Raw genomic sequence first — 16,235 nt, 5'->3', positions numbered from 1 at the left:
CAAGACCGGCGGACAGCAGAGGATTTCGATGTGGGCATCCGGCACTGGGGACGGTTGTTCCACAGCGACTGAGTTATCTGCGCGCCCTGCACAAGGCAGCTCGACTTCCGCACGCCACCCGCCCAGTCTCGACAGGAGTGGCCATGGAATTCCCTAGAGTCCGCCCGGCCCCGGCGCCTTGTGTCTCTCGGCTCGCTTTCGGACCGGTCCAGGCCCCGAAGGAAAGCCCTCTGCCCGCGAATCCATGCGGGTAAACCTGGGAAATCCAGGTGTGCTACTTGATGAAATCCTCAACTACTCGGGGCGGCCAGGTCCCCACCGTCAGCACCCCCATCGCATACGCGCGGGAGACCAGGGCCGCGCGGTTGGGGACCTTCAGTTTCCGCAGCAGTCCGGTGACGTGATACTCCACCCCCTGCCGGCTGAGATACAGCCGGGAGGCCAGCGGAATCGTGGACAGACCGGCCGCGATTCCCTCCAGAATGCGCGCGTCGATCTCGCTGATTAATTTCTTTCGCGGCGCCACCACCGCGTCGTCCGCCGAGCTCTGGCCCGACCGCATGAGCACGAGAACCGCGGCCGGGTCGGGGCCGTCGCCGCTCACGGCGGCGGCCGTGAGGCTGCCGGTGAACGCGCCCCCCGTCGGCCGCAGGGCCACCACGTCCGCGGCGAACCGGTCCCGGCGGCCCACCAGCAGCCGCTCGAACTGCCGCATGAGCGGCTGCCGCACGCTGGGGTGCACCAGATCGCGGAACTTGCGCCCGCAGACGTCGGGCGCCGTGGTCGAGGAGGCGGAATCGGAGGGGAGGGCGTCGAGTACGTCGACGGAGGCCGCGGCGGGGGTCGCGAAGTGACGGAAGAAGTCCTGGTTGGCCTGACGGATCGTCAGAGCCGGGTCCAGCACGGCCATGCACACGCCCGGCTGGTCGGACAGCGGCCACTCGTCCCGCCGCCCCTCCGCGGCGACCGCACCGGCCGCTCTCCGGCCTGCCGAAGTCTGCGGAGAATCCTCCAGAACAGTAAACATCAAGGGACCGACATCCTTTCCAACCCCCGTCTGCACACCAGAAGTACGAGAAAGATCGAGCGAGAAGGAGAAAACCGGAGAATGAACGGGCCGGGAACACCGAATGCCCGGCAGCTGTCGGGCGAGAATTCCGATCTCCCCGACACATTCGACACTAGGGAGTACTCCAGACAAGCGTCAACGGCCACCCGACCCCCCACCGCTAATGCTGTGGTCGAACTCCCGCGGGGTACGGTCCCGCACCCCCCTTTCGGTCCCCCCGAACACCCCGCACCATTGCCCTTCCATTCCCCCGGAACATCCAGCGCCGTTGCCCTTTCGGCCCTCCGGACACCCCGCACTTTTGCCCTTTCGGCCCTCTCCGAACGCCCGGTAACGTTTACCGCCGGTAAGCCGCAACCCAAGAGGCACTCACCGCGGCGCACTCAGAGCGAGAGGAGCGCCCCGACCCTGGTGCGGGCTCCCAGCAACTCGCGCCGCCCCGCCACACCCAACTTGCGGTAACACGAGGTCAGACGCTTCTCCACGGCACGGGTACTGACACCCAGTTCACCGGCGATTTCCTGATTGGTAAGGCCCCGGCCCACCAGCGAGACGACCCTGCGCTCGCTGGGGGTGAGCGACACCTCCGCGCTCGGGGCGGTGGTTCCCAGGGCCGCGCAGGCGCGTTCGGTCAGCCACGGGGCGCCGCAGGCGGCGGCGAGGTCGGCGGCCTCGCGCAGCACCGCCTTCGACTCCTTGCCGCTTGCCATCGCACGGCCCAACTGCAGGAGCGTACGGGCCAGTTCGAGCCGGTTGGCGGATTTCCGCAGCACCTCGGCGGACTCGCGCAGGGCGGGGACACCGCCTCCGCCGGGCAGCAGGGCCTTCAGGCGCAGGGCGCGGCCGAGGGCCGCGGGGGCCGTCCACTGCCGCGCCCAGGCCAGTTCCTCTTCCGCCAGGGCCAGGGCCTGGCGGGTCTCGCCCAGGCGGTGGTGGAGGGCGATGGCGCGGGGCCGCCACGGATACAGGGCGGAGTTGCGCCAACCCGCGGCCTCCAGCTGGCGGCCGCAGGCCAGGAGGGACTCCAGAGCGTGGACGCCGCGGCCGCGGCGGGCGTCGAGCGAGGCCTTGAGGAGTTTCAGCATGGCCGTCAGGGCGAGGCTGGCCGGCCAGCGCTGCCCGGCGTCCTCCAGGAGGCGTTCGGTCAGCGGGATCTCGCCGGTCTCCATGGCCACCGCGGCCCGGACGACGGCGGCGGGCTCGCGCCAGTCCGCGTCGGCCAGTTCGGCGGCCCGCTCGCCCTGTTCGCGGGCCTGGATCAGGCGGCCGCAGGCGAGGTTGATCAGGGCGTTCTCGGCGTGCACCGCCGCGTGCGGGCGGTCGGCGTGCTGCGCGCAGGACAGGCGGGTGTCGATGCCCTCCAGGGCGTCGGCGGCGTACAGGGCCACCGCGACCAGCGGGAGCGCGGTGCAGGCACGTGGGGCGGTCACCGGCTCGCGCTCCAGGATCCGTCCGGCCAGGGCCGCGACCTCGGGGGCCGGCACGGCACTGGAGAGCACCGCCGCGTTGGTCAGCACGGCCGCCAGTTCGCGGGCACCGCCGGTGTCCAAGGGGGGCGGGGTGCCCAGCGCGCGCAGACGCTCCACCGCGCCGGTCAGTTCCGTCGGGTTCTCGTGCCCGGCGTGCCACAGGCGCGCTTCCAGGCGCAGGGCGATATCGCGGGCACCTCCTTGGTGCGGCGCCGTGGGGTCGAGGTCTTCAAAGACACAGCGCAGCAGGTCCACCACCGCGGGGGGCACCTCGCCCAGGAACTTGGGCGGGATGCGCAAGGCGGCGGCGGCCCGGTCGGTGGCCGAGGGCAGCAGGCGGACGGCCTGGCCGATGTGGCGTTCGCAGGCGGCGGGGTCGATGCCGCGTTCGACGTCGGCCAGCTCGATCAGCAGGCCTGCGCGCTCGCCGTCGCCCCCGGTGTTCTCCAGCAGGGCGCGCTGCAGACAGCGGGCGGCGGTGTCCGGCGCGCCACGGCGCAGCGCGGCGTGCGCGGCCGTGCGCAGCACCTCCACGGCCCACGGGCGGCGGGTGGCGGTGACGGCCATCAGCAGGTCCGCGACGTGTTCGGCGGGGCGTCCTGCCCGGTGCAGGAGTTCGGCCGCGGCGTCCCGTGCGCGTTCGCGCTCGGCGACGGTGAGGGCGGATTCGACGGCGTCGCGCACCACGCGGTGGATGAAGCGCGGGGTGGTGTGGGGGGCGAGCAGGCCGAGGTGGTGCAGGGCGCGCAGGGCCTGCTGACAGCCGACGGTGTCCAGTCGCGCGTGGCGCTGGATGAGGTCGGGCTCCCCGTGGTCGCCGAAGGCGGCGATGGCCGCGGCCAGATCGCGTACCGGGCCGGGCTGGGTGTGCAGGCAGCCGGCCAGCCGGTCGCGGAGCCGGGCGGGACGCTGCGCGCGGACCTGGTCGGCGTGCTCGGCCAGCGGGCGGTGCCCGTTCAGGGCCAGCTCGCGCAGGACGGACCGGAGGAAGAGGGGGTTGCCGACGCAGGTGTCGTGGCAGGCGTGGGCGTAGATGTCGTCGGCGGGCTCGCCCAGGTGGTGGTGGATCAGGGCCCGGGTGCTGTCGAGCGAGAGCGGGGCGGGGCGCAGGACGTCGGCGGCGTCCGCGAGGTCGCGGACGAGCGGGTGCTGGGCGCGGGGGTCGCCGTCGCGCAGGGTGCACACCAGGGCGGCGCGCAGCCCGTGCGGACGCCGCGCCAGGTAGGCCAGCCAGCGCAGGGAGGGGAGGTCGGCCCACTGCAGGTCGTCGACGAGGAGAAGGACGGGGGTGGTGGCGCAGACGTCGGCCAGCAGGGACCACAGGCCGTGCAGCACCGCTTCGGAGGCAGGGGTGTCCTGGTCGCCGGGAGCGGGGAGGGCGCCGGTGAGGTCCCACCGGGCAGCGCCGCCTGCGCCGCGGGCGGTGAGGTCTGCGGCCAGGACGGGGCCCAGGAGCTGGTGGACGATGCCGAAGGCGAAGTCCTGTTCCACGGACGCGGCGTTGGCCCGTAAGACCCGTAACGTATCGGGCGGATGGGCTCCGGCCTCCTGCAGGAGCGTGGACCGGCCGATGCCCACCGGGCCGGTCAGCACCAGTGCGCGAAAGTGGCCCGCCTGGGCCCGGCGTACCGCGGTGTCGATGCGCGCCAGTTCCGATTCCCGCTCATACAGCATCGGTTACGTCCCTTTCGGTCGGCCGGCTCCGCGCGCGGAGCTCCTTGCGTGAGGTGATGCGCAGCTTCTTGTACGTACTGCTCAGCCGGAGCTCGACGGTGCGCCGGCTCACCGCGAGCTGTTGGGCGATCTCCCGGTTGCCCAGGCCGCGGCGGGCCAGTTCGGCGGTCTGCCGCTCGGCGGGCGTCAGCGCGGCCCACTCGTCGTCGGGGGCGGCGGGCCGTTCCAGCCGGGCGGTCAGCTCCCGTACGCGTTCGGTCAGGCGGCTGGAGGTATGGGTGACGGTGAGGCGGGAGAGTTCTCTCAGCAGGCGGGCCGCGGTGGCGCGGTCGCCCTGGGTGACCTCCTCGGTGGCGAGTTCGGCCAGCACCCAGGCATAGGCGAGCCGGGTGGGCGGCTCCTGCGGGGCACGGGTGGAGGCGCGGACACCGGCGGCCGGTTCCTGCTGGTCGAGGCCTCCGGCGCACAGGTGGGCCAGGTCCATCGCGCTGGGGGCGCCCCACTCGCCGGCGAGGGTGAGTTCGGCGCGGATCAGGCGCTGGGCCTGTGCCCGGTCGCCGAGTGTCAGACAGGCCCGGGCGGCCAGCGAACGCCAGGGCAGCACGATGGGGTTGGCCCACTGGCGGCCCAGCAGCCAGCGCCCGCTCTCCTTGAACAGTTCGACGGCGTCGGCCCAGCGCCCTTCGTCGACGGCCACGCGGGCGCGGCCGTGCAGCAGGAAGGGCCAGTGGACGCCGTACTGGGCGCCGGGCGGCATGGGGGCGTGGGCCAGGGTGCGCGCCTCGTCGCAGCGTCCGGCCTCCAGGGCGATGAGGGTACGCAGGGCCGTGAGGTACGGGGCGGCCAGGGGGTGCCAGGCAGCGGCGGGCAGGGCCCGTACGGCGGCGTCCGCCGCGCGGTCGGCGGCTTCCACCCGGCCGCCGCGCAGGTGCAGTTCGGCGCTCAGGGCCAGGGCGCGGGCGAGCGTGGAATAGCAGCGGCGGCGGCGCAGTTCGGCGACGACTGCGGCGAGGCGGTCCTCGGCTTCGGCGGCGGCGTCGGTGAGCCACAGGGCCCTGGCGGCGATCAGGCGGGGCATGACGGGTGCGGCGCTGCCCGCTTCCAGGGCGCGGCGGGCCAGCTCCGCGGCCCTCTCCCGGCCCCGGCCGCGTACGGTGAGCTGCCAGGCGCGGACGCCGGCCTGGGCGGGGGCGAGGGGGTGTTCGGGCAGGTCGGGGACGCCGGGGCCGGGAACATCGGTGTCCTCGGGCCCGCTCGTGGCGGCGTACCAGTACAGCGCGATCAGATCGTCGCGGTCGCCGCCGTGGGCGATGGCCAGGGCCCGGGCGGCGGCGCGGCGGCCCCAGACGTCGTCGCCGCGCGCCAGGCCCATATCCAGGGCCCGTACCCGCAGTTGGGACCATGCCTCGCCCCGGCCCGGCGTGTGCAGGAGGGCGGTGAGCCTGCGGTCGCCGGCCTCCGGGGCGGCCACGGCCTCGGCGCCGGCCAGGTCGAGGCCGATCCGTGCGCGCTGAAGGGGCTCCAGGGGCTCGTCCAGGGCGCGGTGGAGGTAGGTGGCGGCGCGGCTGAAGTCGCCGCGGCGCAGGGCGGCGCCGGAACTGCCGCGCAGGGCGTGCACCGCCCAGGACTCGCCGATGGGAGGTGCCTGGAGAAGGAGGCGGGCGATGTCCTCGTCGTCGGCCACGGCGCGGTAGGCGAGGTGGGCGGCGCGGGCGTGCAGGGCGGCGCGCTCGGCGGCGGGCGTCTCCTCAAGGACGCGGGAGCGGACGACGGGCAGGCGGATGCGTTCGTAGGCACCGTCGGGGACGGTGAAGCCGGCCGTTTCCAGCGCCGCGCGCAGCCGGGACTCGCGTGCGGTGCGCAGCCCGGCCAGGGAGCAGATCAGCGGGAAGTCCAGCAGGTCGCCGCCGACGGCCAGCGCGCGCAGCACGGCAGTGGCCTGCTCGCCCAGCCCGCGCAGGGCGCGCCCCGCGCGGTCGGCGATGATGCCGGTGATCAGGGTGCGCACCTGCGGGGCGCGCCCTGCGGTCGGCGGCCGGCCGGCGTCGGCGAAGCAGTGCAGGGCCGCGTGCAGTACGGCGGGGCTGCCGTGGGACGCCTCGGCGGCCGCGGCGGCGAACGCCTCGTCGCAGGGGGCGCCGCAGATCTCCTCGGCGAGGGCGGCGACCGCGCGGGGGCTCAGGGGGCGGACGGTGAGGTGGCGGGTCAGCCGCGGGGAAGGGGCGGCGTCGGTCAGCCAGTCGGGGCCGTGCGGGTCCAGGCCGGTGCGGCCGATGAGCAGTGCCAGCGGAATGCCGGTGGGCAGGCGGCGTACCAGGGCCTGCAGCCAGCGCAGGGAGGCCGCGTCCAGCCACTGTGCGTCCTCCACCGTCACGAGCGTGGGGGTGCGGCGGGCGGCGCGCAGGAGTTCGGGCAGGCCCGGCAGGCCGTCCGGCTCGTGGGCCCCGCGCAGCACCCGCAGGGGGCGTTCGGCCATCTCGCCCAGCGGGGTGAGGAGTTGGACCACCGCCGCGTAGCGCAGGTCGCGTTCGGCCAGGGAGCCGCTGACGCGCAGGACGCGCACCTCGTGCTCCCGCGCGAGGCGGGCGGTCCAGCGCAGCAGGGCGTTGTGGCCGAAGCCGGGGCGGCCGGTCACGGAGACGGCGGCGGGGCGGCCTTCCCCCAGCGCGGCCACCACCTGCCTCAACTGGGCCTGTTCCGCCTCGCGCTCGAGCAGGGGCGGGTCGGTGCGCCGGCGCCCCGCCCGTAGGAACCCAGCGCACAGCTGCTCGCCGTCCAGCCCCGCCACCGACATCACCCCGGCCGCGTTCAGAGCTGTCCTCGCGACCGTGACGCCTGCCGGGGAACCCGCTCCCCCAGCATGCCCGGAGAGCGCAGCACCCCGGCGAGCTGGGAGCGCTCGGCGATGTCCAACTTGCGGTACACACTGGTCAGATGCGTCTCGACGGTACGCAAGGTGACGTGCAGCGACTGTGCGATCGAGCGGTTCTGGGCGCCACCGGCGGCGAGTCCTGCGACCTTGCGTTCCATGCTGGTGAGCAGGTCCAGGGGCGAGGCGGTCATCTTGCGCATCCGGCCGCCCGCCGCCAGCAGCGCGCCGCGGGCCTTTTGGCCCAGCGCGAGGGCGCCGCAGCGCTGGGTGAGGTCGGCCGCGGCGCGCAGGTGCTCGCGCGCGGCGCGCCGGTCGCCGGCCGCCAGCAGGACCTGCCCCAGGACGAGTTCGGCGCGGGCGTGTTCGACGCGGGCCGGTGAGGCGGACAGTTCCCGCACCGCCTCGCCCAGCAGTGCCACGCCCTCCTCGCCGGGGGTGGCCACGCCGCGGGCCAGGGCGGCCAGGCCGAGGGCGCGGGGGGTGCCCCAGCGCCGGGCGAGCCGCGTGCCGTGCGCGGCCGGCTCCTCGGCCTCCTCGGCGCGGCCCAGTTCCGCGAGCACGCAGGCCACCTCCGCCCACCAGGGCAGGTACGCCGCGTTGCGCACCTCGGCCGCCTCCAGGGATCTGCCGCACTCGCGGAACAGCGCCAGTGCGCCCTCGGCGTCGCCCAGGGCGTGGCGGGCGCGGCCGTGGGCCATGAGGTAGCGGTGGTAGGTCCACACGTACTGGTCGCGCCAGGCGGATCCGGTGCTGGTCAGCAGCTTCTCGGCCCGCGCGGCCTCGCCCCGGTCCACCAGGACGCCCGCCAGGGCCAGGCGCGGCAGGACCACGGTCCCGCCCCACCGTTCCGCGCCGCTGATCTGCACCGCACTCCTGGCGTCGGCGAGCGCGTCCGGGAGTGCGCCCAGGCCGTGCAGGAGCACGGCGCGGGTGGACAGGGCCAGGGAGTAGGTCCACCCGGCGGAGTTCTCCCGGCCGTGGCGCAGGAGACGGTCCAGCGCCTGCAGCGCGTCCTCGGTGCGGTCGGCCAGGCCCAGGACGAAGGCGGAGTTGATCAGGGACCAGCTTTTCAGGGGGAGTTGGGGGGAGGAGGCCACGCGCAGGGCACGCTCCACCGCCGGTCCGGGGGGCTGGGCGTCGAGTGCCGTCAGGACGGCCATCGCCGCCAGCTTCTGGCGCTCGGCGGGGGTGTCGCCCGCGGGCACGGCCATCGCCGCGGCCCGCTTGCGTGTCGCGGCGATAGTGCTGCGGGCGTGCGAGCCGACGACCAGCAGCACCGACTCGACGAGCGTGCGCAGTTCCCGGTCGGCGGGCAGGAGGTCGGGGCCGAGTTCGGCGTCGAGGGTGTCCAGGACGTCTTCGAGCATGCCCAGTGCGGCGGGGTTCTCGCGCGCGGCCAGGCAGGTGGTGCCGAACTGCGCGGCGATCCGCGCCCGGGTGCGGATGTCGACGCTGGGCGCCAGCGCTCCGCGGAGCAGGCCGATGGCCTCGGGCGGGTCGGTCTCGGTCAGCGCCCGGGCCAGCCGGACGCGGACGTCCACGCTGCCGGGATCCACTTCCAGCACCCGGTACAGATGGCGGGCCGCGTCCTTCGAGGCGCCGCGCGCCTCGGCCCGGACGGCGGCCTCCAGCAGGACGCCGGGCATCCACGGTTCGGACAGCGAGGGCAGCAGCAGGAGCTGCTCGGCGACCTCTTCGGCGGGCCGGCCCGCGTCGCTCAGCAGCAGGGCCGCCCGCGCGCGCAGCGCCGACAGCGCCTGAGGGTCCAGGGGCGCCAGCACCGCCGCGCACACCGCGCCGTCCACCAGGTGTCTGCCGCCGGGCGCCAGCAGTGCGGCCTCGCCCAGCAGCGTCAGGGCGTCCTCGACGACTTCGGCGGGGACGGCGGCCAGGGCGCCGATGTGGCCGGCCCCCTGCTCGCCGAGGACCGCAGCGGCCCGCGCGACCTCACCGGCCCAGGGCGGCCTGCGGTCCAGGAGTTCGCGTGCCCAGCGCGCCAGGACGCGGGAGCCGGTCGCGGCGATCCGGTCGGCGCCGCGCTCGCCCGAGCCGGCGCCCTCGTCCTGCAGTGCCTGCAACAGGCGGTGCAGGAGGCGGGGGTTGCCGCCGGTGATGTCCCGGGCGCGGGTGATGAACGCGGGGGCGGCGGGCGCGGGGAAGAACTGCCGTACGACCTCGGCGACTTCCGTCTCGGCCAGCGGCCCCAGGCGCAGCGTCGTGGTGCGCCGGCGGGCGGTGAGGTCCGTCAGGGCGCGGCGGGCCGGGGTGTTCCGGTCGAGGCAGGCGGTCCGGGTCTGCTGGGTGAGGACGACGAGCAGGGGGAGGCCGTCGGCCCGGCGCAGCAGGAAGTCCAGCCAGCGCAGGGAGAGTTCGTCGCAGTGGTGGACATCGTCCAGGGCCAGGACGAGCGGGCCGCGGCTCAACTCGTGTGCCGCGAGCCGGTACAGGGCGTGGAAGGCGCGCTGGACCACGGGGGCCTGCGGCGGCGCTTGGGCCAACGCGCCCGGGGCGAGGGCGAGGAGGGCGGCGTCGTCGGGGCGGGCGTCCTGTGCGGCCGGGCCGAGCAGGGTGCGTACACCGCCCAAGGGGTCGTCCGGGGTGCCCTGTTCGCAGGTTCCGTGCAGGACCGTCGCGGGCCGGCAGGCGTCGCTACCGAGGAACCTGCGCAGCAGGGCGGACTTTCCGATGCCGGCCGGACCCGTCAGGACCGCCGCACTCGCCCGCCCCCAACGTGCCGCGCGGGCGAGCTGGTTGAGCATCCCCAGGTCATCGGCCCGGCCCACCGAGGCGCTGGTTAAGTAGGGGTCAACGCTCCGGTCTCGCACCATAGGGCTCCTTGCACCTCGGAGTCACAGCAGATGCGAGGAAGCGTTACCACATCGTGCTGCAAATCACCCCAAAGAGTGATGTCCGACGTGCGTCAGAGTACATGATCAACAGTGTCCGTGACCAGGAACCATCTCAGCGTGCAGACCCCTCAACACCGGTGAAATGCGCACGTAACAGCGCCAGTACAGCGGGGGCTTGAGGGCTGAGGAAGAAGTGACCGCCCGGGTAGACCTGGAGGTCGAAAGCGCCCGTGGTGTGGGCGCGCCAGGCCTCGGCCTCCTCCAGTGTGGTCTTGGGGTCACTGTCCCCCGTCAGTGCGGTGATCGGCGCCTTGATCGCGGCCCCGGGGTCGCAGCGGTAGGTCTCCACCGCGGTGTAGTCGCTGCGGATCGCCGGGAGGACCATGCGCAGGATCTCCTCGTCGCCCAGCACCGAGGCATCCGTACCGGAGAGCAGCTTCAGCTCGGCGACGATCCCGTCGTCGTCGCGCCGGTGCACGCTCTCCGCGCGATAGCGCGAGGGCGCACGCCGCCCCGAGGCGAACAGGTGCGTCAGTTCGCCGCCGTCGGCCTCCAGCCGCCGGGCCACCTCGAAGGCGACCATCGCGCCCATGCTGTGACCGAAGAACGCCGTCGGCCGCGACCCGAGCCGGCCCCGCAGCGCCGCGTACACCTGATCGGCCATGGTCGCGATGGAGCCGGGGCTGGTCTCGGCACGCCGGTCCTGACGGCCGGGGTATTGCACCGACAGCACCTCGGCCAGGGAGGACAGCTGCGCCGAGACGGGGAAGAAGAACGAGGCCGAACCGCCCGCGTGCGGAAAGCAGACGAGCTGGCGCGGGCGGTCCGGCGCCGGGTGGTAGCACCGGGCCCAGAGCCCTTCCGCCGTGGTCGTCGTCATGGTGCTGCTTCCTCCTCCTCGCGATGGCGCCGGACCGGTCCGCCGGGATGCGGCGGCCGGTCACCGGCCCCTGGGGTCCACACGTCCATCCCACACGGCGGACTGCGGGAAATCACCTAGTGTCCGTGCTCCGCGGCACGGCAGGGCCGCCGTCCCGCGGCCGTACGGGGTACGCCCGGGGCCGGCACGGCGCCCGGGGTATCCCGTACGCCCGGCTACCAGCTGGCGGCCAGCAGCAGGTCCCCGTACTCCCGCTCGCGGGACGCCTGGCGCAGGTCGGAGTCGACCATCATGCGCATCAGTTCGGGGAAGTCCACCTTGGGCTCCCAGCCCAGCTGGGTGCGGGCACGCTCGGCGTCCGCGCACAGGATCTCCACCTCGGCCGGGCGCACCAGCGAGGGGTCGATATGGACGTAGTCCTCCCAGTTCAGGCCCACGTGCTCGAAGGCGATACGGACGGCGTCGCGGACCGAGTACATCTGACCGGTGCCGATCACGTAGTCGCCCGGCTCGTCCTGCTGGAGCATCAGGTGCATGGCCCGGACGTAGTCCCCGGCAAAACCCCAGTCGCGTACGGCGTCGAGGTTGCCCAGGGACAGCTTGTCCTGGTAGCCGAGCTTGATACGGGCCACCGCGAGCGAGATCTTGCGGGTCACGAACTCCGCGCCGCGGCGCGGCGATTCGTGGTTGAAGAGCATGCCGGAGACCGCGTACATCCCGAAGGACTCGCGGTAGTTGCGGGTGATGAAGTGCCCGTAGGTCTTCGCCACGCCGTACGGGCTGCGCGGCCGGAAGATGGTGGTCTCGCACTGCGGGGTCTCCGCGACCTTGCCGAACATCTCCGACGAGGACGCCTGGTAGAAGCGCATCTGGCCGCTGCCGCCGCTGCGCGAGCCGTTCAGGCCGCTGACCATGCGGATCGCCTCCAGCATGCGCAGCACACCCATGCCGTTGATCTCGGTGACGAGTTCGGCCTGCTGCCAGGACAGCGGCACGAAGGAGATCGCACCGAGGTTGTAGACCTCGTCGGGCTGCACCGTGTCGACCGCGGAGACCAGGCTGGCCTGGTCCATCAAGTCGCCGTCGACGAAGGACAGTTCGGATACGAGGCGGCTGACCCGCGACTTGCGCGGGTTCGCCTGCCCCCGTATCAGGCCCCATACCTGGTACCCCTGCGAGAGCAGGTGCTCGGCCAGATAGGAGCCGTCCTGCCCGGTAATTCCGGTGATCAGCGCACGCTTGGACATCTCATTCCTCTCCTCAGCACGGAAACAGACCGCCCAAACGCAGAGCCTGGTTGGCTACTTGACCTCTTGGCTGCTTGGCCGCTCGGCATCGAAGGGCATCGAAAACGCCGCGGCCGGACGCTGGGTAATCGCACGGTTCCAAGCGGCCGGACGCGGTGTCAAGAAATTCCCGGCACACTAGGGAATTCACGAGTCCCAACCACCGCGCATTTTCGGCCTGTTGAGGCATATCCCGCCGGATGCGGTACGGCCCGGCAGCGCCCCACCGGGGGACTCTAGGGATTTTCCGGTGTGCGGTGCGCTGCACTGTCCGGGTGTGCCCTTCCAGGCCCGGCCGGCGCGCCCTCATCCCTGCCGCCGACCGGGCCTGCCCGTCTTTTGGAGCGTCCCCCGGTGCTGCTCAGACTTCTGCGAATCCATCTGCGGCCCCACCGGCGCTCCGTCGCGCTGCTGGGGCTGCTGCAACTCACGCAGATCCTGGCCACGTTGGCCCTGCCGACACTGGGCGCGGCGGTCATCGACAACGGCGTGGTCCAGGCCGACAGCGACTACATCACCCGCACCGGCCTGGCCATGCTGGCCGTGGCACTCGTCCAGATCGCGGCGTCCGTGGGCGCGGTGTCACTGGGAGCCCGTACGGCCATGGCGATGGGCCGCGACCTGCGCTCGGCCGTCTTCCGCCGGGTGCTGGACTTCTCGGCCCGCGACGTCGGGCACTTCGGCACCCCGTCGCTGATGACGCGGACCGTCAACGATGTGCAGCAGGTACAGATGCTGGCGCTCTCCGCGTTCGGCGTCGCCGTATCGGCGCCCCTGATGTGCCTGGGCAGCGTCGCACTCGCACTCCAGCAGGACGTCGAGCTCGCCGTACTCCTGGTGGCACTGGTGGTGGTACTCGGACTGGCCTTCGGACTCATTCTCGGCCGCACCGATCCGTTCTACGCCCGTATGCAGAAATACCTGGACCGCATCAACGGGCTGCTGCGCGAACGCATTACCGGGGTCCGCGTCGTACGGGCTTTTGTGCGCGATGCCCATGAAGGCGAGAGATTCGGCCGCACCAATTCCGAGATGCACGACATCTCGCTGCGCGTCGGCCGGCTCCTGGCGACCATCGCCCCCGTCGTACTGCTGGCCCTGAATGCCTTCACGGTGGCCGTCCTGTGGTTCGGGGCCCGCCGCGTCGAGGCCGGGGCGATGCGCTTCGGCGCGCTCAGCGCATTTCTGAGCTATCTGTCGCTGGTCATGATGTCGGTCGTGATGGTGACCTTCGTGTGCCTGGCGATGCCGCGGGCGAGGGTCTCGGCCGAGCGCATCCAGCGGGTGCTGGCCACCGAGCCGAGCGTGGCGGCGCCGCCCGAACCCGTACGCGCCGTATCCGCGGCCGGACACATCGCCTTGCGCGGCGCCGGGTTCCGCTATCCAGGAGCCAAGGACCCGGTGCTGAGCGGGATCGACCTGAGCGCCGGTCCCGGCGAGACGGTGGCGATCCTCGGCAGCACCGGCAGCGGCAAGACCACCCTGCTCAACCTCGTGCTGCGGCACTTCGACGCCACCGCCGGCTCCGTCCACGTGGGCGGCGTCGATGTCCGCACCCTGGACGCGGCGGTGCTGCGCCGCACTGTCGGCTTCGTACCGCAGCGGCCGTACCTCTTCTCCGGCACCGTGGCCGGCAACCTGCGCTTCGGCGACCCGGACGCCACCGACGACGACCTCTGGCGCGCCCTGGAGATCGCCCAGGCCCGGCCTTTCGTGGAGCGCCTGCCCCAGGGGCTGGACTCGCCCATCACCCAGGGCGGCACCAATGTCTCCGGCGGGCAGCGGCAGCGCCTGGCGATCGCCCGCACCCTGCTGCGCAGGCCGGACATCTACCTCTTCGACGACTGCTTCTCCGCGCTGGACTACGCCACGGACGCCGCACTGCGGGCCGCGCTGGAGCCGGAACTCTCCCGCGCGACGGTGCTCACCGTCGCCCAGCGCGTCAGCACCGTCCGGCACGCACGGCGCATCGTCGTCCTGGACGCGGGGCGGGTGGCCGCCACCGGCACGCACGAGGAACTGCTGCGTACCAGTACGACGTACCAGGAGATCGCCCGGTCCCAACTCACCGCGACCACCGACGGATTCGGCCCGCACACCGGGGCCGCAACGACTCTTCAGGAGGCTGTCCATGGCCTTGGCGGACACCACTAGCCGCGGGCGGCGCGGCCCCGTCCGCCGCACACTGGCACTGCTGCGCCCGCACCGCGCCCTGGTGACCGTGGCCGTCGCCCTCGGCATCGGCGGCGTGGCGCTCAACGCGTCGGGCCCGATGCTCCTGGGCAAGGCCACGGACCTCGTCTTCGACGGCATCCGGCACACCCACGGCTCCCAGGGAGTCGACTTCGAGGAGGTCGGCCGGGTGCTGCTGATCACGCTCGCGCTCTTCGGCGCCGCCGCCTTCCTCACCCTCCTCCAAGGGCGGCTGGTCGCGGCCGTCGTCCAGCGCGTGGTCTTCGCGCTGCGCCGGTCCGTGGAGGCCAAGCTCGCCCGCCTGCCGCTGCGGTACTTCGACCGCAACCCGGCGGGCGAGGTGCTCAGCCGGGTGACCAACGACGTCGACAACCTCCAGCAGACCCTCCAGCAGACCTTCAGCCAGCTGATCACGGCGGTGTTCTCCGTACTGACCATGCTGGTGCTGATGTTCGTCATCTCGCCGCTGCTGGCACTGATCATGCTCGTCTGCGTGCCGGTGTCGGCCGTGCTCGCCGCCCGCATCAGCAAGCGCGCGCAGCCGCGGTTCACCCAGCAGTGGTCCGCCACCGGAGCGCTGAGCGCCCATGTCGAGGAGATCTACACCGGGCACGCGCTGGTCAAGGGCTTCGGGCGGCGCGAGCAGGCCGAGCGGGCCTTCGACGAGCACAACCAGGCCCTGTACCGGGCCGGCGCCCGGGCCCAGTTCGTCTCCGGCGCCATCGAGCCGTCGATGATGTTCGTCTCCAACCTCGGCTATGTCGTCGTCGCGGTCGTCGGCGCGCTGCGCGTGGTCGCCGGGTCCCTGACCATCGGCGACGTCCAGGCGTTCATCCTCTACTCCCGGCAGTTCAGCCACCCGATCGTCGAGGTCGCCGGCATCGCCGCCCGCCTCCAGTCCGCCCTCGCCTCCGCCGAGCGGATCCACGACCTCCTGGACGCCGACGAGCAGCGGCCCGACCCCGACCGGCCCGCGCGGCTCCAAAAGGCCCGCGGGCACGTCGAGTTCGAGAAGGTCTGCTTCCGCTACTCCCCCGGCACCCCCCTGATCGAGGACCTCTCGCTGACCGTCGAACCCGGTCAGACCGTGGCGGTCGTCGGTCCGACCGGCGCGGGCAAGACCACCCTGGGCAACCTCCTCATGCGGTTCTACGAGACCGACGGGGGGCGCATCCTGCTGGACGGCACCGACATCACCACCCTGACCCGCGACGAGCTGCGCTCCCACATCGGCCTGGTGCTCCAGGACGCCTGGCTCTTCTGCGGCACCATCGCCGAGAACATCGCCTACGGGCGCCCCGACGCCACCCGCGAGGACATCGAGGCCGCCGCCCGCGCCACCTGCGCCGACCGCTTCATCCGCACCCTGCCCGACGGCTACGACACCGTCCTGGACGAGGAGTCGGCGGGCGTCAGCGCGGGCGAGAAGCAGCTCATCACCATTGCCCGCGCCTTCCTGGCCCGGCCCTCGATCCTGCTCCTGGACGAGGCGACCAGCTCCGTCGACACCCGCACGGAGGCCCTCATCCAGCGCGCGATGCACTCCCTGCGCGCGGGCCGCACCAGCTTCGTCATCGCCCACCGGCTCTCCACCATCCGCGACGCGGATCTCATCCTCGTCATGGAATCCGGCCGCATCGTCGAACGCGGCACCCACACCGAGCTCCTCGCCGCCCAGGGCACCTACGCCCGCCTCCACGCGACCGCGGCACCCGGCACCGAACCGGAGGACGCCGCGCTGGAAGGCTCCGCCACGCGCTGACCGGAGCCCCGCGGCTGCGGCCCCGCTCACAGCCCCCGCTACGGCTGAACCCCAGCCGGTACGCGGGGGCTTGTCGCGTGCCGTGGGCCCCGGCCATCGCTCCCCGGCCCTGCGGACGACCCCGCGAGAGCCGTTCCGTGCGGGCACAGCGAACGGGTGCGGGTGCTCTCCCGAGCACCCG

8 protein-coding genes are annotated in these 16,235 nt (G+C 73.1%); 2 read left to right on the top strand and 6 right to left on the bottom strand.

The genetic code is table 11. The features are described 5' to 3' along the window. Positions 1-274: 274 nt before the first annotated feature. From AC4IJH_RS36615 to AC4IJH_RS36590, 6 genes are all read right to left on the bottom strand, one after another. Positions 275-1,027 (bottom strand): LuxR C-terminal-related transcriptional regulator, encoded by a 753-nt coding sequence (locus AC4IJH_RS36615; RefSeq protein WP_490856299.1) that lies wholly within the window; start codon positions 1,025-1,027, stop codon positions 275-277. Between the two features lie 425 nt (positions 1,028-1,452). After that, a complete protein-coding gene (locus tag AC4IJH_RS36610) occupies positions 1,453-4,212 on the bottom strand; it encodes an ATP-binding protein (protein WP_490856298.1) in 2,760 nt (919 codons plus the stop codon). Beyond that, on the bottom strand, positions 4,202-7,000 hold the full coding sequence (locus AC4IJH_RS36605; protein ID WP_490856297.1) for an AAA family ATPase: 2,799 nt from the start codon (positions 6,998-7,000) through the stop codon (positions 4,202-4,204). The genes AC4IJH_RS36610 and AC4IJH_RS36605 overlap by 11 nt, the downstream gene beginning before the upstream one ends. A gap of 20 nt (positions 7,001-7,020) precedes the next feature. Further along, positions 7,021-9,912: an AAA family ATPase gene (locus AC4IJH_RS36600; protein WP_490856296.1), complete on the bottom strand. Its 2,892-nt coding sequence runs from the start codon at positions 9,910-9,912 to the stop codon at positions 7,021-7,023. A gap of 133 nt (positions 9,913-10,045) precedes the next feature. Then, positions 10,046-10,813 carry a thioesterase II family protein gene (locus AC4IJH_RS36595; RefSeq protein ID WP_490856295.1) on the bottom strand — a complete coding sequence of 256 codons (768 nt, stop codon included), beginning with the start codon at positions 10,811-10,813 and terminating at the stop codon, positions 10,046-10,048. A gap of 215 nt (positions 10,814-11,028) precedes the next feature. Next, a complete protein-coding gene (locus AC4IJH_RS36590) occupies positions 11,029-12,060 on the bottom strand; it encodes a GDP-mannose 4,6-dehydratase (RefSeq protein WP_490856294.1) in 1,032 nt (343 codons plus the stop codon). A gap of 393 nt (positions 12,061-12,453) precedes the next feature. Here AC4IJH_RS36590 and AC4IJH_RS36585 point away from each other — a divergent pair, with 393 nt between their 5' ends. Further along, positions 12,454-14,253 carry an ABC transporter ATP-binding protein gene (locus AC4IJH_RS36585; RefSeq protein ID WP_490856293.1) on the top strand — a complete coding sequence of 600 codons (1,800 nt, stop codon included), beginning with the start codon at positions 12,454-12,456 and terminating at the stop codon, positions 14,251-14,253. Continuing rightward, entirely contained in the window at positions 14,231-16,054 is a 1,824-nt protein-coding gene (locus AC4IJH_RS36580) for an ABC transporter ATP-binding protein (RefSeq protein WP_490856292.1), read from the top strand. The genes AC4IJH_RS36585 and AC4IJH_RS36580 overlap by 23 nt, the downstream gene beginning before the upstream one ends. Positions 16,055-16,235 lie beyond the last annotated feature (181 nt).

The organism is Streptomyces sp. UF-297 (genome assembly GCF_058245575.1).
Note: the sequence above shows the minus strand (reverse complement) of the source record. Positions and strands in the feature narration are given on the sequence as shown.